This is a genomic window from Phenylobacterium sp., from assembly GCF_041691455.1.
Classification (GTDB): domain Bacteria; phylum Pseudomonadota; class Alphaproteobacteria; order Caulobacterales; family Caulobacteraceae; genus Phenylobacterium.
Genome location: NZ_JBEPUO010000001.1, coordinates 192,224 through 212,341 on the forward strand (window position 1 = coordinate 192,224; position 20,118 = coordinate 212,341).

Consider the following 20,118-nt stretch of genomic DNA (forward strand, 5'->3'; position numbering starts at 1 on the left):
CGCGCCTACTCCGCCGGAAGGCTGAGGTCGGTCTGGGCGGTCCACGCGCCGGCGCCGCCGGCCGGCGCGCGGCTCACGCGCAGCAGGACGAGGCCGATGTGGGCGACGAGCAGGGTGCAGACCAGCAGCAGCGCGCCATCGGCGAACGGATGGGGCTGCGAGCCCCGGCAAAAGGGCAGCAGGCCGGCGATCACCGCGCTGAGCCCTACATAGCCCGCCACCTCGCCGCGGCTCGGCTCGGCTATCGCGCCCGGCCGAAGGAAGGACCGCAGCAGGAAGGCGCCCAGGATCAGGTTCTGGACCGCGGCGACCGGAACGCCGAGCTGGATGTCCTGGTCGAAGGCGACGTAGCTCAGGATCGCGCTCGTCTGCGCCGCCAGGGCGACCAGCAGATATCGCCGGTTCTGGCAGGCGAGGATGATCGAGAGCATCTCGAAGGCGTAGAAGTAGCGGTCGTGCATCTTCGGCAGGAGCAGCGGCATCGCCAGAAGCGAAAGGCAGGCCGCCAGGGTGTTGAACTCGATGTCCCGGCGCTTGGCGCGGTCGATCATGACCGTGAGGGCGAGCCCGGCCGCGCCGGCCACGGCCGCGCCGATCGGCAGGCCGACCGAATAGGGGATGCCCGGCGCGAGCGCCCAGAGATTGGCGGCGTGCTTTGACAGCGCCTGGAAGTAGTCGGCCTGATCGAGATAGATTCGCAGCACCCCCCTGAGCGGCCGGCCGGCCAGGAGCGTCGGCGCGGCGAACGCCAGATAGGCTGCGGGCAAGGCGGCCAGCCACAGGAGCGAGCGCCGCTCGCGCAGGATCATGCCGAGCGCGAACGGCCCCAGGAAGACCGCCTGGGCCTTGACGGCGAAGGCCACGCCGAACGGGATGGCGCCGTTGCGGCCGGTCGAGAACAGATAGGCCGACAGCACGATGAAGAAGGTCCAGATCGAGTCCGCCTGGCCCCACAGGGCGCCGTTGTAGAACACCGTCGGCGCCAGCCAGCAGGCGATCAGCGCGACGGCGGCGCGGTTGTGGCTCCGCGTGGCCCGCAGCACGAAACGATAGGCCAGCAGCGCGGTCCCGAGTTCGAAGGCGAAAGAGATCGCCTTGATCAGCAGGAGCATGGGCGCGCGTCCGTCGAAGGCGGTCACCGCGATCAGCAGGTAGCTGTAGAACGGCGTGTAGTTGGTGAAGCCGGCGCTGAGCGAGGCCCAGCCGTGGTCGCGGGCGAACTCATACCAGGGCCGGAGGTAGCGCCCCACGTCGAGCGTCGCGTAGGGCGACATGGCCAGGCGCAGTCCGAGCCCCAGCAGCAGGGCGGCCCCGAGGATGGCGGCCCTGGCGGCCGGCGATAGGCGAGGCCCCGCTGCGGCCGGCGATGCTGCGATGGCGCCGGCTGGCGGGCGCTCGCTGGATCCGGAAGTCATGGGTGGCGCGCTCGCGAAACAGTGGTGCGAACCTAGGGCCCAAGCCTTGCGGAAACGTACACGGCGCGGCCCGCCGGCCGATTTCCCTAGAAGTCGACCGCGATGCCCTTGCGCTCCCAGTCGCCGAACCGCGTGGGCTCCAGGCCCTTGGGTCCGCCTTGCTCGGGCGTCCTCGCGGCGGCTTCCGCCGCGACGCGGCGGGCTTCGGCCTCATCCAGCGCGCGGCGCGCGGCGGGGGCTAGCGGCTTGCCCGGCGCGGCATTGGGGGGAAGGTCGTCCATGAGTCCAATCTAGGTGGGCAGACCGCTCACCGCCAGCGTTGCCAATCTACGGTAACGCTGGTCTGATCCGCCCAGGACCTAAACCTCGGGGGAGGATCAGATGAAACGACTGCCGCTGGCGTTCTTCAGCGCCGCCGCACTTTGCGTCACGACCGGGATGGCGTGGGGAATCTACATGGGGTCGAAGCAGGACTTCACCCTGGCGCCCGCCCACGCCCATCTCAATCTTGTCGGCTGGGCGAGCCTGGCGCTGATGGGGACCTTCTACGCCCTGAGCGGCAAGGGCGGCCGGCTGGGCTGGCTGAACTTCATCCTGTCGAGCGGCGCGGTGGTGGTGATGATCCCGTTCCTGGCCGTGATGCTCGGCGGAAAGCCCACGGCCGAGCCCGGCGTCATCGCCGGCTCCATCCTGGCGATCCTCGGCATGCTGACCTTCCTTTTCAACGTGCTTTCGACCTGGCGTGAGGTGGAAGCCGCCTGATCGGCCTTGCGCCGGCGCGCCCGAAGGGGCACGCCGCGCCGGTGACCGATCTTGCTTCCCCTAACTCGCCCAGCGACGCCGTCGGCCTGCCGGCCCGCGCCGCCGCCCTCGACCTGCTGACCGCCGCGCTCGGCGGCCGCGCCGGCATGGACGAAGGTCTGAGCCATCCGGCGCTGGCCGCCCTCGACGGCCGCGACCGGGCCTTCGCCCGCGCCCTGGTCATGGCGACCCTGCGCCACCTTGGCCCGATCGACGCAGCCCTGCAGGCCAAGGTGAAGAAGGCCCCGCCCGACAAGGTCGTGCACATCCTGCGGCTCGGCGTCGCCCAGGCTTTCCTGCTGAAGACCCCGGCCCACGCCGCCGTCGCCACCTCGGTCGACCTGGTGGCGCAGGACAAGGGCCTGCAGATGTTCAAGGGGCTGGTGAACGCGGTGCTGCGCGGCCTGGTCCGCGAACCGCCGGAACTCGCCGATCCCGACCTCTTGGCGCCGAGCTGGCTCTACGCCCGCTGGCGCGCGGCCTTCGGAGCGGAGGAGGCCCGCCAGATCGCCGCGATGATCGCCCAGGAGCCGGCCACCGATTTGTCGCTCAAGGATCCGGCCGCCGCCGCGCCGCTCGCCGCGGAGCTCGAGGCCCAGGTCCTGCCCGGTGGGACCCTGCGCACGCTCAAGCGGGGCGACCTGGCGACCTGGCCGCAGTTCGCCGAGGGCGCCTGGTGGGTGCAGGACGCCTCGGCCGCCATCCCCGCCCGCCTGCTGGCTGTCCAGCCCGGCCAGACCGCCCTCGACATGTGCGCCGCGCCCGGCGGCAAGACCCTGCAGCTGGCGGCGGCCGGCGCGACGGTGACCGCGCTCGACCGGTCGCCCCCGCGGCTGAAGCGGGTCAGCGAGAACCTCGCCCGCACCGGCCTTTCCGCCGAGGTCATAGCCGCCGACGCCGCGAACTGGCCGGACAGGCGGACCTTCGACGCCGTCCTGCTCGACGCCCCCTGCTCGGCCACAGGGACCTTCCGCCGTCACCCGGACGTGCTGTGGGCCGCCAAACCCAGCGACGTCGCGGGCCTGGCCGCCGTGCAGTCGAAGCTGCTCGACGCCGCCGCCCGGCGGACGAAGTCAGGCGGCCGGCTGGTCTATTGCGTCTGCTCTCTGGAGCCCGAGGAGGGCGAGGGCCAGGTCGCCGCCTTCCTGGGCCGGACCCCGGGCGTCACCTTGGACCCGATCGGGGACGGGGAGGGCGGCGCGCCGTCCGCCAGCCGCAAGGCCGACGGGACCCTGCGAATCCTGCCGCACCACGCCGAGGGCGGGATGGACGGCTTCTACATGGCCCGCTTCCGCAAGGCCTGACGCGCTCCGTCTGGCGGCCCCTCTGGCTCCAGACCGCGCATCACGTTATTCGGGGCCATGGCCACGCGCTCGCCCCTTATCGCCCCCTCCATCCTGGCGGCGGATTTCGCGCGCCTGGGCGAGGAGGCCCGCGCCGTGGAGGCGGCCGGGGCCGACTGGCTGCACGTCGACGTCATGGACGGCCACTTCGTGCCCAACATCACCATCGGGCCGGACGTCGTGAAGGCGCTCCGCCCGCACGTGAAGATCCCGATGGACGTCCATCTGATGATCTCGCCGGCCGATCCGTACCTGGAAGCCTTCCGCACGGCGGGCGCGGACATGATCAGCGTCCACCCGGAGGCCGGGCCGCACCTCAACCGGACGCTCACCCAGATCCGAAAACTGGGGGCCAAGGCGGGCGTGGTGTTCAATCCCTCGACCGACCCATCGGTGATCCAGTGGATGATGGACGACGTCGACCTGATCCTGGTGATGTCGATCAACCCGGGGTTCGGCGGCCAGAGCTTCATGACCTCGCAGCTCGCCAAGATCGCGGCCCTGCGCGCGATGATCGACGCCACCGGCCGCGACATCCCGCTGGAGGTCGACGGCGGAGTGACGCCGGAGACGGCGCGGCAGTGCGTCGCCGCCGGCGCCACGGCGCTGGTCGCCGGCACGGCGGTGTTCCGCGGCGGACCCTCCGCCTATGCGGCCAATATCGCCGCCTTGCGCGGCGGCTGAGCGGAGGGCTGAGCCGATGCCGGCGTCGGCCCTCGAACGCATCCCGGGAGGCTACGAGGCGCTCGCCGTGGCGGTGGCCGTTCGGCGGCGGGTCGGCCTGGAGTGGGTGGCCTCGCCGCTGCAGCGGCTGCTGCTGAGCGGTCCGCACCCCGAGGGGCTCGGCGCGAGCCCCCGCGACCTCAGGCCCGCCGATCCGGAAGCCGGCCGCCGCATCCTGGCCGGCGCCTTCGTGCTGGGCGGCGCGACGCTGACGACCGGCCCGCGCGGCGACCCCTGGGACCGGCCGAGCCCCGTGCGGCCGTTTGCTGTGGCGCTGCACGAATTCGGCTGGCTCAAGGACCTTGCCGTCCACGGCGACCCGGGCGCCTGGGAGGCCCTGCGCCTGACGCTGGCCTGGCGGCGGCTGTTCGGGCGTGGCAACGCCTTTTCCTGGGCTCCGCCGGTCCTGGAGCGGCGGGTCTTCAACCTGGCCTGCAACCTCCGCGCCCTCGCAGGTCCCGCCTCCGACGCCGAGGCCGATCAGGTCGCCGGCGATCTGGCCCTCCAGGCCCGCATCCTGCTGGCGGTTCGCGACGGGCCGTTGCGGGCGGCGGAACAGGCCACCGCGGCTGGGGTGGCGGGCGCCGCGCTCGGCGGCCGGGCCGGCGAACAGCTCATCGAACGGGCGGTCGGGCGCCTGCGGATGGTCCTGCCGGACACCGTGACGCCGGATGGCGGCCACGCCACGCGCAGCCCGCAGGCGGCGCTGGAGCTGTTCTTCGACCTCGTCACGCTCGACGACGCCCTGGCGCAGCGCGGGATCTCCGCGCCCGACGACATGATGCGGGCCATCGACCAGCTGGCCGGCACCGTGCGGTTCTTCACCCTGGCCGACGGCCGCCTGGCGGCCTTCCAGGGCGGTGAAGCCCTGCCAGGCGCCTACGTCGCCGCCGCCCGCGCCCAGGACGAGCTGCGCGAACGGCCGACGCCGGCCGCCCGCAACGGCTATCAGCGCCTGGAGACCGGCTCGCTGCAGGTGATGGCCGACGCCGGGGCCCCCGCCGCCGGCCCCTGGAGCATCGCGGCCTGCGCCCAGCCGCTGGCCATCGAGGTGCTGGCCGGCGGCAGACGATTGATCGTGGGCTCGGGCTGGACGCCGGACGTCCAGGGTCCGCAAGCGCTTCGCCTGGTGGACGCCGCTTCGACGGCCGCCGTCTCCGACGCCTCCTGCGGCGCCCCGCTGGCGGGCTTCGCGGCCGAGGCGCTGGGCCCGCGGTTGCGCGGCGCCTACGCCATCCTCGACGTCCGCCGGCACGAGGCCCCCGGCGCGGTCTGGCTGGAGCTGGCGCACGACGGCTGGACGCGGCGCTTCGGCCTGCGCCACGAGCGCCGGCTCTATCTCGACGCCGAGACCGACGAGTTGCGCGGCGAGGACCGCCTCACCCCGCTCGGCGGCCGCAGCCTGGCTGACGGGCGCCGCTTCGTGCCCTTCGTGGTTCGCTTCCATCTGCACCCGCACGTCAGCGCCCTGATCGCCCGCGACAAACGGAGCGTGCTGCTTAAGGCCGAGGGCGAGGAGACCGGCTGGTGGCTGCGCAACGATGCGCTCGATGTCGGGCTGGAGGCCTCCGTCCATCACCAGGACGGCCTGACCCGCCACGGCCAGCAGATCGTGCTGCGCGGCCAGGCGCGGCTCGACGCCGGCGCCAAGGTCCGCTGGAAACTCTCTGCGGCGCGAGAGCGCGCCGGCGAGGGCCAAGTTGACGGGGCGCCGCCGCCGGAATAAGCCCCAGCCATCCTTACGTGACTGGCGAACGAGGTGGGCGACCACCGGGGAGCGTGAAGGACCATATGACGCCGCTCGCCTGGGCATTTTCCGCTGACGCCAGGAGGATGCCGTGCCCGCCGCTCCCGATTTTCCGCCCGCCCCGGACCGCGCCCCCGTCAAACGGGCGCTGATCTCCGTTTCCGACAAGACCGGCCTGGTCGAGGCCGCCCGCGTGCTGGCGGGCCTTGGGGTGGAGCTGGTCTCCACCGGCGGCACCCGCAAGGCGATCGCCGACGCCGGCCTGCCGGTGAAGGACATCTCCGACCTGACCGGCTCCCCGGAGATGATGGACGGGCGGGTGAAGACCCTGCACCCCGTGGTCCACGGCGGCCTCCTGGGCGTGCGCGACGCCCCCGACCACGCCAAGGCCATGGCCGACCATGCGATCGGCGGCATCGATCTGGTCTATGTGAACCTCTACCCCTTCGAGTCGACGGTCGCGGCGGGCGCCGACTACGCGACCGCGGTGGAGAACATCGACATCGGCGGCCCGGCCATGATCCGCTCGGCGGCCAAGAACCACGGCTATGTCGCGGTGTGCACCGAGATCGCCGACCTCGAAGAGGTGCTGGCCGAGCTGCAGGCCGACGGGACGACGAGCCTCGATCTGCGCAAGCGGCTGGCGGCGCGGGCCTATGGGCGCACGGCGTCCTACGACGCGGCGATCTCGGCCTGGTTCGCCGAGGCCCTGGGCGACGAGGCGCCGAGCCGGCGCGCGTTCGCCGGCGAGCTGGTCCAGACCATGCGCTATGGCGAAAACCCGCATCAGAAAGCGGCCTTCTACCGCTTCGCCAATCCACGGACGGGCGTCGCCACGGCCAAACAGCTCCAGGGCAAGGAGCTCAGCTACAACAACATCAATGACACCGACGCGGCCTTCGAGCTGATCGCCGAGTTCGCGCCCGAGGCCGGCCCCGCCTGCGCGATCATCAAGCACGCCAACCCCTGCGGCGTGGCCACAGGCAAGACCATGGTCGAGGCCTATGAGCGGGCGCTGGCCTGCGACCCCACCAGCGCCTTCGGCGGCATCATCGCGCTCAACGGGCGGCTCGACGCGGCGACCGCGACCGAGGTCCTGAAGCTGCTCACCGAGGTGGTGATCGCCCCGGAGGCCGACGATGACGCGGTGGCGCTGTTCAAGAAAAAGAAGAACGTCCGTCTACTGACGACCGGCGGAATGCCCGATCCGCTGGCGCCCGGCCTGACCTTCAAGTCGGTGGCCGGCGGCTTCCTGGTGCAGAGCCGCGACGACGCCCGGCTGACGTCCGCCGACCTCACAGTGGTGACCAAGCGCGCCCCCACCGAGGCGGAGGTGCGCGACATGCTGTTCGCCTTCACCATCGCCAAGCACGTGAAGTCGAACGCCATCGTCTACGCGCGCAACGGCCAGACCCTGGGCGTCGGCGCCGGGCAGATGAACCGCAAGGACTCGGCCCGCATCGCCGCTCTGCGCGCCGCCGACTTCGGCCTCGACCTCAAGGGCTCGGCCTGCGCCTCAGAGGCGTTCTTTCCGTTCCCGGACGGCCTGATCCAGGCGGCCGACGCCGGCTGCACGGCGGTGATCCAGCCCGGCGGCTCGATCGGCGACAAGGCGGTGATCGAGGCCGCCGACGCGCGCGGCATGGCGATGGTCTTCACCGGCGTGCGGGTGTTCCGGCACTAGGTCTTGTCGCGGGCTCTCCGCTTCGCGCCCTCGGCCGCCAGTTCGCGCAGGGCGGCGTTGGCGATGGTCAGCTTGGCGAAGGTCCAGGGACCGCCGGAAGCCTCGATGTCGTCGATGGTGCGCCGCGCGGTGGAGGTCTTTTCGCGGTGGAGCGCGGCCCAGGAGTTGGCCGCGTCCTTGGCGTGCTCCGCTTCGTCGCCGGCCTGGGCGTTGCCGGTGAAAGCCATGACCGCGCGGGTGAGCTCCCCCTGCTGGGTGAGGAGGTCTTCGATCAGCCGGCGCAGCGCCATGCGCTCGAAGTTGTCGCCTACCGAATAGGCGCTGGCCGCCTGGCGGACCCGGTCGAAGCCGAAGGCCGCGCCTACCGCGTGGTAGAGCCGCGCCACATTGGGCAGCGCCCAGCTCGACGCCTCGGAGATATCCACCAGGTCGCCGGCGGTGGTCAGCGGCTGCAGCACGGCGACCGCCCGGGCCATGTCCGCCGGCGCGCCGGCCTCGACCAGGTGGGCGATGCGCTCCTGCACCGAGCCCTGTTCGATCGGCGACAATATGCCGGGCATCAGCCGGTGCAGCGCCTTGAAGTCGGGGCCGTAGCGGGCGATCAGGCCGTCGACCTCCAGCTTCTCGCGGGCCGCGCGGCGGGCCAACCAGAAGGTGGCGCCGCGCAGCGCCGCGCTGATCCGCCGGAACAGCGCCATCTGGCCGGAGGCCGGCGCCTTGCCGTCGAGCGCGGCGACCGCGTCCCACAGCGGCGGGATCTCCAGCACCGCCTTGGCCGCCTCATAGCCGGCGGTGAAGGCCTGAGCGTCGGCGCCGGCGGCCGGCATCAGCCGTGACGGGAAGCTCGGGCCGCAGCGGTTGATCATGTCGTTGGCGACCACCGTGGCGATGATGTCGCGCCGCAGCCGGTGGCGGCGCATCGGCTCTTCGTATTTCCGCAGCGCCTTGGGGAAGTAGTCGACCAGCAAGCCCTCGAAGAAGGGGTCGTCCGCCGCGTCGCTGGCGACGATCTCGCGCTTCAGCTCGAGCTTGCCGTAGGCCAGCAGGACCGCCAGCTCCGGCCGCGTCAGGCCCATCCCCATCTGCGCCCGCTCGGCGATGGCGGTGGCGTCCGGCAGGCCCTCAACCACCCGGTCGAGCCGGCCCTTGCTTTCCAGCTCGGCCATGAACTGGGCGTGCGGCAGGAGTTCGCCCACCGAATCCATCTCCATCAGCGAGAGCGCCAGGGTCTGGTCGTAGTTGTGGGCCAGCACATGGCGGCCGACGTCGTCGGTCATCGACTGCAGCAGGGTGTCGCGGCGCTTGCGGGTCAGCTCGCCGGTGCGCTCGAGCATGCCGGTGAGGATCTTGATGTTGACCTCGTGGTCGGAGGTGTCGACGCCGGCGGAATTGTCGATGGCGTCGGTGTCGATCCGCCCGCCGGCGAGCGCGTACTCGATGCGTCCGGCCTGGGTGAGGCCGAGGTTGGCGCCTTCGCCCACCACCTGGACCCGCAGGTCCGAGCCGTTGATCCGCACCCCGTCGTTGGCCTTGTCGCCGACCTCGATATTGGCCTCGGCCCTGGCTTTCACATAGGTGCCGATGCCGCCCAGGTAGAGCAGTTCGGCTGGGGCCTTCAGGATCGCGTGGATCAGCTCGGCGGGCGACAGGCTGTCAGCCTCGATCAACAGCATCGCCTTGACCGGCGCCGACAGCGGGATCGATTTCAGGGTGCGGGGGAAGACCCCGCCGCCCTTGGAGATCAGCTTGCGGTCATAGTCGTCCCAGGACGAGCGGGGCAGGGCGAACATCCGCTCGCGTTCCTTCCACGACTTCGCCGGGTCGGGATCGGGGTCGAGGAAGACGTGGCGGTGGTCGAAGGCGGCCAGCAGCTTGATCTGCTTCGACAGCAGCATGCCGTTGCCGAACACGTCGCCCGACATGTCGCCGCAGCCGACCACGGTGAAGGACTCGGTCTGGATGTCCTTGCCGAGTTCGCGGAAGTGGCGTTTCACCGCCTCCCAGGCGCCGCGGGCGGTGATGCCCATGGCCTTATGGTCATAGCCGGCCGACCCGCCGGAGGCGAAGGCGTCGCCCAGCCAGAAGCCGTAGTCCTCGGCCACGCCGTTGGCGATGTCGGAGAAGGTCGCCGTGCCCTTGTCGGCGGCCACCACCAGATAAGGGTCGTCGCCGTCGAAGGCGATGACATGCTCGGGCGGGATCACCTTGCCGTCCGGCGCCAGGTTGTCGGTTATGTCGAGCAGGCCGGAGAGGAAGGTCTTGTAGGCGCCGATCCCCTCGGCGCGCACGGCGTCGGCCGAGCCGCCCTTCGGCAGCTGCTTGGGATAGAAGCCGCCCTTGGAGCCCACCGGCACGATCACTGCGTTCTTGACCTGCTGGGCCTTCACCAGCCCCAGCACCTCGGTGCGGAAGTCGTCCCGCCGATCGCTCCAGCGCAGGCCGCCGCGGGCGACGGGCCCAAAGCGCAGGTGCACGCCCTCGACATTGACCCCCCAGACGAAAATCTCCCGGTAGGGCTTGGGCGCCGGCAGGTCGGCGAGTTCGCCGCTCGCCACCTTGAAGGAGATGTAGGCCTTGGGTCCGCCGTCGGCGGCGGGCTGGTAGAAGTTGGTCCGCTGGGTCGCGCCGACCAGCAGCGCCAGGCGGCGCAGGACGCGATCCTCGTCGAGGCTGTCGACGTGCTGCAGCGCCTCGATGATCCTGACCATCACCTGGTCGGCCTGGGCCCGGCGCTTGTCGAGGCCGGTCCGGGGCGCCGGATCGAACTTGGTCTTGAACAGCTCAAGGATCAGGCGCGCCACCTCGGGGTGGGCGGAGAGCGCCTCTTCCTGCACCCGCTGGCTTGGGTCGAGGCCCGACTGCTGGCGGTGGCGGGCGAGCGCGCGGATCAGAGCCGCGTCGCGCCAGGGGATCGACAGCTCCAGCACCAGGCGGTTGAAGCCGTCGTTCTCGGTGCGGCCGTTCCAGACCGCCACGACAGCGTCCTCGAAGGCCTCCTTCAGCTGGGCGAAGACCAGCTTGGCGCCGTGCGGGTCCTCGATCTCGAAATCGTGCACCCAGATGACCTGGCCGTCCGCGCGGGTGACCGGGAAACCGGCCTCGGCCATGGCCTTCAGGCCCATGTTGTCGAGGATCGGCAGGACGTCGGCGAGTGGAGCCGGGGCCGCCGGCCGGTAGAGCTTGAAGCGGAACTGCAGCTCGGTGTCGGCCGCGCAGCGGTAGGCGCGCACCGCGACGCTCTGGCCCTCCGCCATGCCGTCGATCACCGCCAGGTCTTCCAGCGCCCCGGATGGGTCGAACCGGTCGCGGTAACCGGCCGGGAAGGCCTCGCCGTAGCGGGCCAGGGTCGTCGCGATGTCCTGCGGCGCGCGCCCGGAGGCGCGGACCGCGGCGTCGAAGCGGTCTTCCCAGGTGCGGGCGGCCTCGGTGATCGCGGCTTCCAGGACCTTCAGATCCGGCTCGTCGTGCGCGCCCGGCGTGAAGCCGATGATGTAGTGCACGCGGGCGAGCGGCGCGTCGGAGAAGCTCGGATAGGAGGCCGAGACCCGGCCGCGGTAGGCTTTCGCCAGGATCTTGCCGGCGCGCGCGGCCAAGTCGGAATCGTAGTGGTCGCGGGGCAGGAACAGCAGCAGCGAGGCGAACCGGTCGAAGGGGTCGCGCCGCTCGAAGAGGCGCACCCGCGGGCGGTCGTAGAGGTGGAGGATGCCCAGCGCCTCGGCCAGCAGCTCGTCCTCGCTCATCTGGAAGAGTTCGTCGCGCGGGTGATTGTCGACGATGTTCTTCAGGCGCTTTTCGTTGTGGCTGCCGGGCGCCATGGCCGCGCGGGCCAGCACATGGGCGACCTTCTCGCGGATCAGCGGCACAGCGCTGGCCGGCTGGTCGTAGGCCTCGGCGGTGAACAGGCCGACGAAGCGCACCTCGCCGATGGGCCGGTCATCCGCGCCGTAGCGCTTGATACCGACGTAGTCCATGTAGCCGCGCCGGTGCACCCTGCTGCGCACGTTGGACTTCGCGACGGTCAGCGCCGGGTCGGTGAGCAGCCGGTCCTTGACCTTGCCCAGCAGGATCGCCGGCTCATTGGCGCGGCGCAGCACCGTGCGCTCGGGGTCGCGCAGCACGCCCAGGCCGTCCTTGGCCTGGTAGAGCGGCTCCTCGGCGGCGTAGTCGCCGTTCTTCAGCCGCGGATATTCGTAGACCCGGGCGCCCAGGAAGACGAATTGCTCGGCCTCCAGCCAGGCCAGGAAGGCGACCTCCTCGGGCCGCGCCCGCTTGGCGTGGGCCTTCAGCTCCGCAAGCGTGCGCGCCATCAGGCTGAGCATCTCGGGGAAGTCGTCGACCGCCGCGCGAACGTCTTTCAGCGTCTCGGTGACGCCGCGGATCAGGGCCTGTTCGCGGTCGGCCCCCACGGGGTCGAGGATCACCTGGATCATCGACTCGCGCCGCACGTCGCCGGTCCCGCCGCGGATGCCGGCGCGGTCGCGTTGCACCTGGACGATCGGGTGGAAGAGCGCTCTCACCGACAGGCCCTGCTCGGCGATCTCGCCCATGATCGAGTCGACCAGGAACGGCGCGTCGTCCTGCACGATTTCCAGCCGGTCCAGCGCCTTGCTGCCGATCGCCGGTGTGATGCGGATGGTCGGCGCGCGGCCGCGGCGGCGCTCGCCGAAGCGCCAAAAATCGGCGAGGTTGGCGCCCAGCTCGGCGGGCGAAAGTTCGGGCAGCTCGTCCGGCGCGGCGTCGGCCGCCGCCTGGGCGGCGAAGGCCTTGGCGCCGGCGATCGCCGCGTCGCCCCTGAGCGCGTCGACGACGGCTTTCGTGAGGGAAGTGGCGCTGACGGCGCGGGTCACGCGGCGCCTCCAGATGCGAGGACGGCGCCGGAGGAGAGTGTCCGGCGCCGTGTGGTTCCGCCGTGGGGGGGCGGCGGAACGCTCTCTGCTCGCTGTGTCCGCATGCTTGGGGGGGTGCGGACCCAGCCGCCGGACTTTTGAAGCCCGGGGCCCACCTTAGATAGGAACCGAAAACGCAAGTTGAAGTCCTTCGGTGAAGGTTTGGCGGATCAGGATTGTCTGGCCCGGCGGACGGCCGGTTTGGCGTGGGGGCCCTTGGTCGGCGGCGGATCGGCCTTGTCGGGGGGTTCGTTGGGCATCTTGTTCTTCAGCTGCTGCGGATCGCCGTCCGCCGATAGGATCACCGCGATCCACCGGCTGCCGTCGAACTGCGCCAGGACCACCATGGCCATGACCGTCAGCGGCGTGGACAGGAACGCGCCCGTCACGCCCCAGATGGCGCTCCAGAACGCCAGCGACAGCAACACGATGACCGGGTCGATATTGAGGCTGCGCCCCTGCATCCGCGGATAGATCACGTTGCCGATCACGATGCCGATGAGCTGCAGGACGACGAACAGGATGATCGCCTGGCCATAGCTGGGAAACTGCACCAGGGCGAAGAGCGGCGGGGCGACGCCGGCGAACACGCCGCCGGCCACGGGGATGTAGACCGCCAGGAAGATCAGGAACGCCCAGAAGAGCGCGTCGTGCAGGCCGACCGCCGCCATGGCGATCCAGGACAGCCCCGCCACCATCAGGCCGGTGACGGTCTGGACGAAGAGGTAGCGCTCGACGCCGTCGCGGATGCGCAGGAAGGCGACCACCGCGTCCTGCCGTTCCTCGCGCACCGGGAAGAGGCCGATCGCCTTGCGCTCCCAGCCCTTCCGCGAGGCCAGGATGAAGGCCAGGTAGACCAGGACGAAGAGGGCGGTGGAGGCGAAGTCCTGAACGGCGCGGGCGACGAGGCCCAGGTATTTGCTGGCGTCGAGCCCCTTGACGATACTGAGCACGGTCGGCGGGCGATCGATGTGCGCCAGGCCCGCGACCTGGGCGATGACGGCGTCGAGGCGCGGTCCGTAGGCCACCAGCTGGGTGGCGAAGCCGGCGCCGTTCTCGGCGACGAAGAAGGCGGTGCCGCCGAACAGCCCGATCGCGATCACGATGGCCAGCGGCAGGGCGGCGCGCTTGGAGACGTGCGGCAGGCGGTGCTGCAGGACGCGCGCGAAGCCGTCGATCATCACCGCCAGGAACATGGCCAGCGCCAGCGGCGTCAGGATGCTCGCCAGCACATAGAGCGTCGCCCCGCCCGCGATCACCGCCAGGATGACGAGCGCGTTGCGGGCGACAATGGACTCGGTGACCGGCATGGAAGGCTTTCGCGTGACGCGCTGGCTCGACTGTCCGCGGCGGGCGTTCCGCCGTCTATACGGGCTGATCCCTACCCCGCTTCGAGGCCATTGGGGAGGGAATTTGCCTCTTGGAAACGGTGTTCGGCCGCGGAGGTTCAGGCCTCGTGGAGGGTCTTGTCGAGGATTGCCTCGAGCAGCTCGGCTTCGGTCAGCGGTTCGGTCATGAAGCTCCTCAGCCGTCCGCCCTGCACCAGGGCGATGAAGCCGTGAAGCGTCGACCAGCCGGTGATGGCGCGGCGCTTCACGGTGGCCGTGTCGGCGTCCGGATCGAGCGCGTGGACGGCGCGGAACAGGCCCTCCCAGGCTTCGCCGGCGGTCTCGATCAGGTTGGGCGGCGCGTCGGGTCCCAGGATGTCGCTGCCGAACATCAGCCGGAACAGGCCGGGCCGGCCGAAGGCGAGCGTCAGATAGGCCCGCGCGGTCTCCCGCATCGCCGCCATCGGCGTGGCGCCCTCGGCCTGGGCGCGGGCGTAGGCGGCGTTGAGGTCGGCGAAGCCCTTGGCGGCCACCTCCGCCAGCAGGGCGCGCCGGTCGGGGAAGTGCCGATAGGGCGCGGCGGTGGAGACGCCCAGCGACTGCGCGAGGTCGCGCAGCGACAGCGCCTCGGGCCCGCCGGCCTCCACCGCGGCCTGGGCGGCGGCGACCAGCGCCTCGCGCAGGTCTCCGTGGTGATAGGTGCGCTTGGCGGCCATACCGAATGTTGACACAGCTAACATCGCCGCGCAATGTAAGTGGCGCTTACATAGGAGATCGAGATGAAGCTGCATGTCTGGCTGGCCGGCCTCGCGGCCCTGGTCTGGTGCGGGTTCGCCCACGCCGCCACGGTCGGGTTCGAGACGGTGAGCGCGCCCGTGGCCGGCGACCGGCCCCTGAAGATCTCAATCTGGTATCCAAGCGATGCGCCGGAGGTTTCGGAGCCGATGGGTCTCGAGACCCAGGCCGTCGCGCGCGGCGGGCCGATCGTCGGACGGGGCCATCCGCTTGTGGTCATCAGCCACGGGACCGGCGGATCGGACACCTCGCACTGGGACACCGCCCAGGCCCTGGCCCGCGCCGGCTTCGTGGTCGCCGCCGTCGCCCACACCGGCGACACCTACGATGACCGCAGCCGGGCGCTGCGGATCATCGAACGGCCGAAACATCTCAGCGTGGCGATCGACTACATGACGGGCGCCTGGCGCGGACATGAAGCGATCGACGCCGGGCGGATCGGAGCCTTCGGCTTCTCAGCCGGCGGCTTCACGGTCCTGGCGGCGATCGGCGGTGAGCCCGACATGAGCAAGGTGGACCGCCACTGCGCCGTCCACCCGCACTTCTACGAATGCCAGATGCTGCGCATGCTGCCGCGCCAGCCGACCGCACAGACCGTTCCGGCGCATGATCCGCGTATCCGCGCTGGGGTGATCGCCGCCCCGGCCCTGGGTTATGCCTTCACGCCTCAGGGCTTGGCGGCGGTGAAGGTCCCGGTGCAGCTCTGGCGCGCGGAGTGGGACACCGTGCTGCCTCAGCCCTACTACGCCGAGGCGGTGCGCAGGACCCTGCCGAAGCCGCCGGAGAGCCACGTGGTCCCGGGCGCCGATCACTTCGACTTCATGCCGGCCTGCGGCGCTGCGATGGCCAAGGCCGCGCCCTCGATCTGCGGCGACGGCGTCTTCGACCGCGTGGCCTTCCACGCGGCCTTCAACGCCGAGATCGTGCGGTTCTTCCGAAAGACGCTGGGCTAGGGCCTAGCGCGGCGCCATGCGGATCGCGCCATCGAGCCGGACATCCTCGCCGTTGAAGTAGCCGTTGGTGATCATGGTCAACGCCAGCTGCGCATATTCCTCGGCGTTGCCCAGGCGCTTGGGGAACGGCACCGAGGCGGCCAGGGCGTCCTTCACCTGCGGCGGCGCGAACTGCATCAGCGGCGTGTTGAAGATGCCGGGCAGGATGGTGTTCACCCGGATACCGTCGCCGGCCAGATCGCGGGCGATCGGCAGGGTCATGCCGACCACGCCGCCCTTGGACGCCGAATAGGCCGCCTGGCCCATCTGCCCGTCCTCAGCCGCCACCGAGGCGGTGTTGACGATGGCGCCGCGTTCGCCGTCGATCGGCTCCAGGTCCAGCATGCCCTTCGCCGACTTGGCGATGCAGCGGAAGGTGCCGACCAGGTTGATCTGGATGATCAGGTTGAAGGCCTCGAGCGGGAAATGCTTGGTCTCGCCGGTCTGCTTGTCGCGGCCGGCGGTCTTGATGGCGTTGCCGGTGCCGGCGCAGTTGACCAGGATCCGCTCCTGGCCGTTGGCGGCGCGGGCCTTGGCGAAGGCCGCGTCGACCTCTTCCTCGGACGTCACATTGCACTTGCAGAAGACGCCGCCGACTTCCTTGGCCATGGCCTCGCCCTTCTCTTCGTTCATGTCGAAGATGGCGACCTTGACGCCCTGGGCGGCGAGCGCGCGGACGGTCGCGCCGCCCAGGCCCGAGGCCCCACCTGTAACGACCGCGGCGACGGAGGAATTGAGTTGCATGGACGTTGCGCTCCCGATCTCGTTATCTAGATGCCTATTAGCCGAGGCTTTAGCCCGATGAGCGGCCGCGAAAAAGCGTCACCCCACGTCAATGCCGATTTCGACCCTGCCCATGCCGGCAAAGGGGGGCCGCTCGATCCGAGCCGCGCGCTGGTCCCGCATGTCATGCGCGTGAACGAGCAGCGGGTGGCCCGCGGCTTCTGGCCGAAGATCCGCAAGGTCGCGGCCCACGTGCCCTTCGCCTCGGAGGCGCTGGCCGTCTGGTTCTGCGCCCGCGACGACGAGACCCCGGTGGCGGCCAAGGGGATGATGTTCGCCGCGCTCGCCTATTTCGTCATGCCGGTGGACGCCATCCCCGATTTCATCGCGGGCATCGGCTACACCGACGACGCGGCGGTGTTCGTGGCCATGCTGTCGATCGTCGGCCGCCACCTGAAACCCCGCCACCGCGAGGCGGCGCGGCTCGCGGTCGAGCGGATGCGGGCGACCGACTGAGCCTCAGTCGACGGTGATGACCACCTTGCCCATGGCCTGGCGGCTGGCCAGATGCTTGATGGCGTCGGCGGCCTTGGCCAGGGTGAAGCGCTCGGAGACGTAGGGCTTGATCTTGCCGGCGGTGTAGAGGTCGAGCAGCTCGGCCACGCTCTTCTGGTGCAGCTTTGGGTTCTTGCCGACCCAGGCGCCCCAGAAGACGCCGACGATGTCGCAGCCCTTCAGCAGGGCGAGGTTCAGCGGGATCTTCGGGATGTCGCCGGCGGCGAAGCCAACCACCAGATATTTGCCCTCCCAGGCGATGGAGCGCAGCGCGGGCTCGGCATAGTCGCCGCCGATCCCGTCATAGATCACGTCCGCCCCGTTCGGGCCGCAGGCCTGCTTGAACTGCTCGGCGAGCGCCTTCTGGCCGTCGCGGTCGAACGGGCCGCGGCCGTAGACCACGCCCTCGTCGGCCCCGTGGCGCTTGCAGAGGTCGACCTTCTCCTGGCTCGAGGCCGCCGCGATCACCCGCGCGCCCATCTGCTTGCCCAGCTCCACCGCCGCCAGGCCGACACCGCCCGCCGCGCCCAGTACCAACAGGGTCTGGCCGGGCTGGAGGTCGGCCCGGTCCTTCAGGGCGTGGTAGCTCGTGCCATAGGTCATGATGAAGGCGGCCGCGTCGTCGAAGGGCATGGCGTCGGGGATCTTCACCAGCCGCGCGGCCTCCAGCGCCAGCTCCTCGGCCATGCCGCCCCAGCCGGTGTTGCCCAGCACCCGGTCGCCCGGCTTGATGTGGGTCACGCCCTCGCCGACCGATTTGACGACGCCGGAGATCTCGCCGCCGGGCGCGAAGGGCCGCGCGGGCTTGAACTGGTACTTGTCCTCGATGATCAGCACGTCGGGAAAGTTCACCCCGACCGCCTTGACCGACACCACCGCGAAGCCGGGTTTGGCCTCCGGCGACGGCACGTCTTCCAGCACCAGGGTCTCGGGCCCGCCAACGGCCTTGCTCAACAGCGCCTTCATGTCCGCTCTCCCGGGTGGTGGTGTTCTCGAAGTCGGCCGGACGCTAGCCCAGCCAGCCAGAGCGCGGAAGGCGCAAATCGAACGGCCGTTTGAATGGCGCGGTCTAGAACCGCCGCGCGATGCCCGCGTAGATCTCCGCGTTCGGGGTCGCGTGGTTCAGGCCGAAGTTCGCGCCGACGTCGAACTGCAGGGACTTGCCGACCGCGACGGCGGCGGTGAGGTCGGCGCTGGCGCGGCGGATGGTTCCGGCGGGCTCGTCCTCGACCTCGCCCCAGAGCTCGGCGCCCAGGGTCGTCGGGCCAAAGGCGCGGCTGAGGCTCGCGACCCCGACCCAGGCGGCATGCACGCCGCCGCCCGCTGCGTCGCGCAGGAGATCGATCTCCGGTGTCAGGCCGAGCGACACGCTGTCGCTCAGCGGCGCGGCGATCGGCAGCCGCACCCCGCCGGTCCAGCCGCCCGCGCCCAGACCGTGGGTGGCGGTCGGCAGAGTGACGAACCCCTGGGCCGACACAGCGACGCCCTTGCCGTCCGGATCGGTGAGGGCGCCCAGGACCGCGAAGCTGGCGTCCCCAGCGCCCGTCCGCCGCTCGCCCCCACGCACGGTGTCGATTACCGCGGGCGACCAGCCGGCTTCGAGTTCGATCCGCGGCGTGACGCCGACCCGCAGCTCCGCGGCGCCCAGGGTATAGGTGTCTTCGTGGACGCCGCCCCGCCGCTGGAAAACCGCATCGGCGAGGCCGACCTCGATCTGCAGGTGTCCGGCGTCGAGGATACAGGGCGGCGTCGCCTTGCCGGGCCGCTGGGCGCAGAGGTCGCGCAGGTCCTGGGCGCGGGCGGGCGCGGCCGCCAGGATGGCGAAACCGAGGGCGAGGAGGATCTGGCTACGCATCGCGCGTCCTTCAGGGGCGTCGGTCCAGTCACCGCCGATTTGGCCGAAAGCGCCAGCTCGCCTATATTCGGCGACCTCCAGACAGGAAGCTTGTCCCCTTGGGCGTGACCCTCGACCTTTCGCGTGCGCCGGCCACGCCTCGCGCCGCCGTGAAACCGAACCTTTCGGGGCTGACGCGGCCTGAGCTCGCCGCCGCCCTGATCGCGGCCGAGGTCGTGCGCCCGGAGAAGGCGCGCATGCGGGCGAGCCAGCTCTGGCGCTGGATCCACCACTACGGCGTCACCGACTTTGCGCTGATGAGCGACGTGGCCAAGGAGATGCGCGCGGCCCTGGCCGAGGCCTTCACCATCGCGCGTCCCGAGATCGTCGAGCGGCAGGTCTCCAAGGACGGCACGCGCAAGTGGCTGATCCGCACGGCGCCCGGCATCGAGATCGAGACGGTCTACATCCCCGACGTCGGCCGGGCCGGCGCGCTCTGCGTCTCCAGCCAGGTGGGCTGCACGCTGAACTGCACCTTCTGCCACACCGGCACCCAGGCCCTGGTCCGCAACCTGACCGCCGCCGAGATCGTGGCCCAGGTGCAGGTCGCCCGCGATGACCTCGGCGAATGGCCGAGCCCCAAGGAGGATCGCCGGCTCTCCAACATCGTCTTCATGGGCATGGGCGAGCCGCTCTACAATCTGGACAGCGTCGCCGGCGCCATCGACATCATCGCCGACAACGAGGGCATCGCGATCTCGCGCCGGCGGATCACCGTCTCGACGTCGGGCGTGGTCCCCGAGCTGCAGGCGCTGGGTGAGCGGACCCAGGCCATGCTGGCGATCTCGCTGCACGCCACCAACGACCAGCTCCGCGAACAGCTCGTGCCGCTCAACAAGAAGTATCCCCTGGCGGAACTGATGGCCGGCATCCGGGCCTTCCCGGGCCTTTCCAACGCCAAGCGGGTGACCTTCGAATACGTCATGCTGAAGGGCGTCAACGACAGCCCGGCCGAGGCAAAGGCCCTGGTCCAGTTGCTGAAGGGCATCCCGGCCAAGATCAACCTGATCCCCTTCAATCCCTGGCCGGGCAGCCCCTACGAATGCTCCGACTGGGGGACCATCGAGGCCTTCGCCGCGATCCTCAACCGCGGCGGCTACGCCTCGCCGATCCGCACGCCGCGCGGCCGCGACATCCTCGCCGCCTGTGGCCAGCTGAAGAGCGACAGCGAGAAGGTCCGCGCCAGTGTCCGGCGCAAGGCGGCTCAGGCCGAGGCTCAATAGTTCGACGAG

Annotated in this window: 16 protein-coding genes and 1 riboswitch; of the genes, 8 read left to right on the forward strand and 8 right to left on the reverse strand. The window is 70.8% G+C overall.

Annotated elements, in window-relative coordinates; all coding sequences use genetic code 11:
- Window positions 1-5: 5 nt before the first annotated feature.
- Both ACESMY_RS01075 and ACESMY_RS01080 read right to left on the reverse strand, forming a co-directional pair.
- Window positions 6-1,415 carry a hypothetical protein gene (locus ACESMY_RS01075; protein WP_372781297.1) on the reverse strand — a complete coding sequence of 470 codons (1,410 nt, stop codon included), beginning with the start codon at window positions 1,413-1,415 and terminating at the stop codon, window positions 6-8.
- 86 nt (window positions 1,416-1,501) lie between these two features.
- Window positions 1,502-1,696, reverse strand: a complete 195-nt coding sequence (locus ACESMY_RS01080; RefSeq protein ID WP_372781299.1) for a DUF1674 domain-containing protein — start codon at window positions 1,694-1,696, stop codon at window positions 1,502-1,504.
- Between the two features lie 100 nt (window positions 1,697-1,796).
- Between ACESMY_RS01080 and ACESMY_RS01085 the strand changes: the two genes are divergently transcribed.
- The 5 genes from ACESMY_RS01085 (at window position 1,797) to purH (ending at window position 7,713) form a co-directional block, all read left to right on the forward strand.
- Window positions 1,797-2,177: a hypothetical protein gene (locus ACESMY_RS01085; protein ID WP_372781301.1), complete on the forward strand. Its 381-nt coding sequence runs from the start codon at window positions 1,797-1,799 to the stop codon at window positions 2,175-2,177.
- A 41-nt stretch (window positions 2,178-2,218) separates the two neighbouring features.
- Window positions 2,219-3,520 carry an RsmB/NOP family class I SAM-dependent RNA methyltransferase gene (locus ACESMY_RS01090; protein WP_372781303.1) on the forward strand — a complete coding sequence of 434 codons (1,302 nt, stop codon included), beginning with the start codon at window positions 2,219-2,221 and terminating at the stop codon, window positions 3,518-3,520.
- A 57-nt stretch (window positions 3,521-3,577) separates the two neighbouring features.
- Window positions 3,578-4,243 (forward strand): ribulose-phosphate 3-epimerase, encoded by a 666-nt coding sequence (gene rpe / locus ACESMY_RS01095; protein ID WP_372781305.1) that lies wholly within the window; start codon window positions 3,578-3,580, stop codon window positions 4,241-4,243.
- 16 nt (window positions 4,244-4,259) lie between these two features.
- Complete coding sequence (locus tag ACESMY_RS01100) at window positions 4,260-6,008, forward strand: heparinase II/III family protein (RefSeq protein ID WP_372781307.1); 1,749 nt, start codon at window positions 4,260-4,262, stop codon at window positions 6,006-6,008.
- A gap of 7 nt (window positions 6,009-6,015) precedes the next feature.
- A riboswitch (ZMP/ZTP riboswitch) is annotated at window positions 6,016-6,100 on the forward strand.
- Window positions 6,101-6,120: 20 nt separating this feature from the next.
- Entirely contained in the window at window positions 6,121-7,713 is a 1,593-nt protein-coding gene (purH, locus tag ACESMY_RS01105; protein ID WP_372781309.1) for a bifunctional phosphoribosylaminoimidazolecarboxamide formyltransferase/IMP cyclohydrolase, read from the forward strand.
- Here purH and ACESMY_RS01110 read toward each other — a convergent pair.
- The 3 genes from ACESMY_RS01110 to ACESMY_RS01120 all read right to left on the reverse strand — a co-directional run bounded on the left by ACESMY_RS01110 (window position 7,710) and on the right by ACESMY_RS01120 (window position 14,643).
- A complete protein-coding gene (locus tag ACESMY_RS01110) occupies window positions 7,710-12,560 on the reverse strand; it encodes an NAD-glutamate dehydrogenase (RefSeq protein ID WP_372781311.1) in 4,851 nt (1,616 codons plus the stop codon). The genes purH and ACESMY_RS01110 overlap by 4 nt on opposite strands.
- 209 nt (window positions 12,561-12,769) lie before the next feature.
- Window positions 12,770-13,909, reverse strand: coding sequence for an AI-2E family transporter (locus ACESMY_RS01115; RefSeq protein ID WP_372781312.1), 1,140 nt, complete (start codon window positions 13,907-13,909; stop codon window positions 12,770-12,772).
- A gap of 137 nt (window positions 13,910-14,046) precedes the next feature.
- Window positions 14,047-14,643 (reverse strand): TetR/AcrR family transcriptional regulator, encoded by a 597-nt coding sequence (locus tag ACESMY_RS01120; protein ID WP_372781314.1) that lies wholly within the window; start codon window positions 14,641-14,643, stop codon window positions 14,047-14,049.
- Between the two features lie 63 nt (window positions 14,644-14,706).
- Here ACESMY_RS01120 and ACESMY_RS01125 point away from each other — a divergent pair, with 63 nt between their 5' ends.
- Window positions 14,707-15,675, forward strand: coding sequence for an alpha/beta hydrolase family protein (locus tag ACESMY_RS01125; protein WP_372781316.1), 969 nt, complete (start codon window positions 14,707-14,709; stop codon window positions 15,673-15,675).
- A gap of 3 nt (window positions 15,676-15,678) precedes the next feature.
- Here ACESMY_RS01125 and ACESMY_RS01130 read toward each other — a convergent pair whose 3' ends face one another.
- Entirely contained in the window at window positions 15,679-16,458 is a 780-nt protein-coding gene (locus ACESMY_RS01130) for an SDR family NAD(P)-dependent oxidoreductase (RefSeq protein WP_372781318.1), read from the reverse strand.
- A gap of 57 nt (window positions 16,459-16,515) precedes the next feature.
- On the opposite strand from ACESMY_RS01130, the gene ACESMY_RS01135 reads away from it, so the two are divergent.
- Window positions 16,516-16,953, forward strand: coding sequence for a YkvA family protein (locus tag ACESMY_RS01135; protein ID WP_372781320.1), 438 nt, complete (start codon window positions 16,516-16,518; stop codon window positions 16,951-16,953).
- 3 nt (window positions 16,954-16,956) lie between these two features.
- On the opposite strand, the gene ACESMY_RS01140 is transcribed toward ACESMY_RS01135, so the two are convergent.
- Complete coding sequence (locus ACESMY_RS01140; protein WP_372781322.1) at window positions 16,957-17,958, reverse strand: NADPH:quinone oxidoreductase family protein; 1,002 nt, start codon at window positions 17,956-17,958, stop codon at window positions 16,957-16,959.
- A gap of 103 nt (window positions 17,959-18,061) precedes the next feature.
- A complete protein-coding gene (locus ACESMY_RS01145) occupies window positions 18,062-18,847 on the reverse strand; it encodes a transporter (RefSeq protein WP_372781324.1) in 786 nt (261 codons plus the stop codon).
- Window positions 18,848-18,945: 98 nt separating this feature from the next.
- Here ACESMY_RS01145 and rlmN point away from each other — a divergent pair, with 98 nt between their 5' ends.
- A complete protein-coding gene (rlmN, locus tag ACESMY_RS01150) occupies window positions 18,946-20,109 on the forward strand; it encodes a 23S rRNA (adenine(2503)-C(2))-methyltransferase RlmN (RefSeq protein ID WP_372781326.1) in 1,164 nt (387 codons plus the stop codon).
- Window positions 20,110-20,118: the final 9 nt, after the last annotated feature.

Coding starts and splice junctions, on each gene's coding strand:
- ACESMY_RS01075 (WP_372781297.1), bottom strand. CDS start 1,415: ATGACTTCCGGATCCAGCGAGCGCCCGCCAGCCGGCGCCATCGCAGCA.
- ACESMY_RS01080 (WP_372781299.1), bottom strand. CDS start 1,696: ATGGACGACCTTCCCCCCAATGCCGCGCCGGGCAAGCCGCTAGCCCCC.
- ACESMY_RS01085 (WP_372781301.1), top strand. CDS start 1,797: ATGAAACGACTGCCGCTGGCGTTCTTCAGCGCCGCCGCACTTTGCGTC.
- rpe (WP_372781305.1), top strand. CDS start 3,578: ATGGCCACGCGCTCGCCCCTTATCGCCCCCTCCATCCTGGCGGCGGAT.
- ACESMY_RS01100 (WP_372781307.1), top strand. CDS start 4,260: ATGCCGGCGTCGGCCCTCGAACGCATCCCGGGAGGCTACGAGGCGCTC.
- ACESMY_RS01115 (WP_372781312.1), bottom strand. CDS start 13,909: ATGCCGGTCACCGAGTCCATTGTCGCCCGCAACGCGCTCGTCATCCTG.
- ACESMY_RS01120 (WP_372781314.1), bottom strand. CDS start 14,643: ATGGCCGCCAAGCGCACCTATCACCACGGAGACCTGCGCGAGGCGCTG.
- ACESMY_RS01125 (WP_372781316.1), top strand. CDS start 14,707: ATGAAGCTGCATGTCTGGCTGGCCGGCCTCGCGGCCCTGGTCTGGTGC.
- ACESMY_RS01130 (WP_372781318.1), bottom strand. CDS start 16,458: ATGCAACTCAATTCCTCCGTCGCCGCGGTCGTTACAGGTGGGGCCTCG.
- ACESMY_RS01135 (WP_372781320.1), top strand. CDS start 16,516: ATGAGCGGCCGCGAAAAAGCGTCACCCCACGTCAATGCCGATTTCGAC.
- ACESMY_RS01140 (WP_372781322.1), bottom strand. CDS start 17,958: ATGAAGGCGCTGTTGAGCAAGGCCGTTGGCGGGCCCGAGACCCTGGTG.
- ACESMY_RS01145 (WP_372781324.1), bottom strand. CDS start 18,847: ATGCGTAGCCAGATCCTCCTCGCCCTCGGTTTCGCCATCCTGGCGGCC.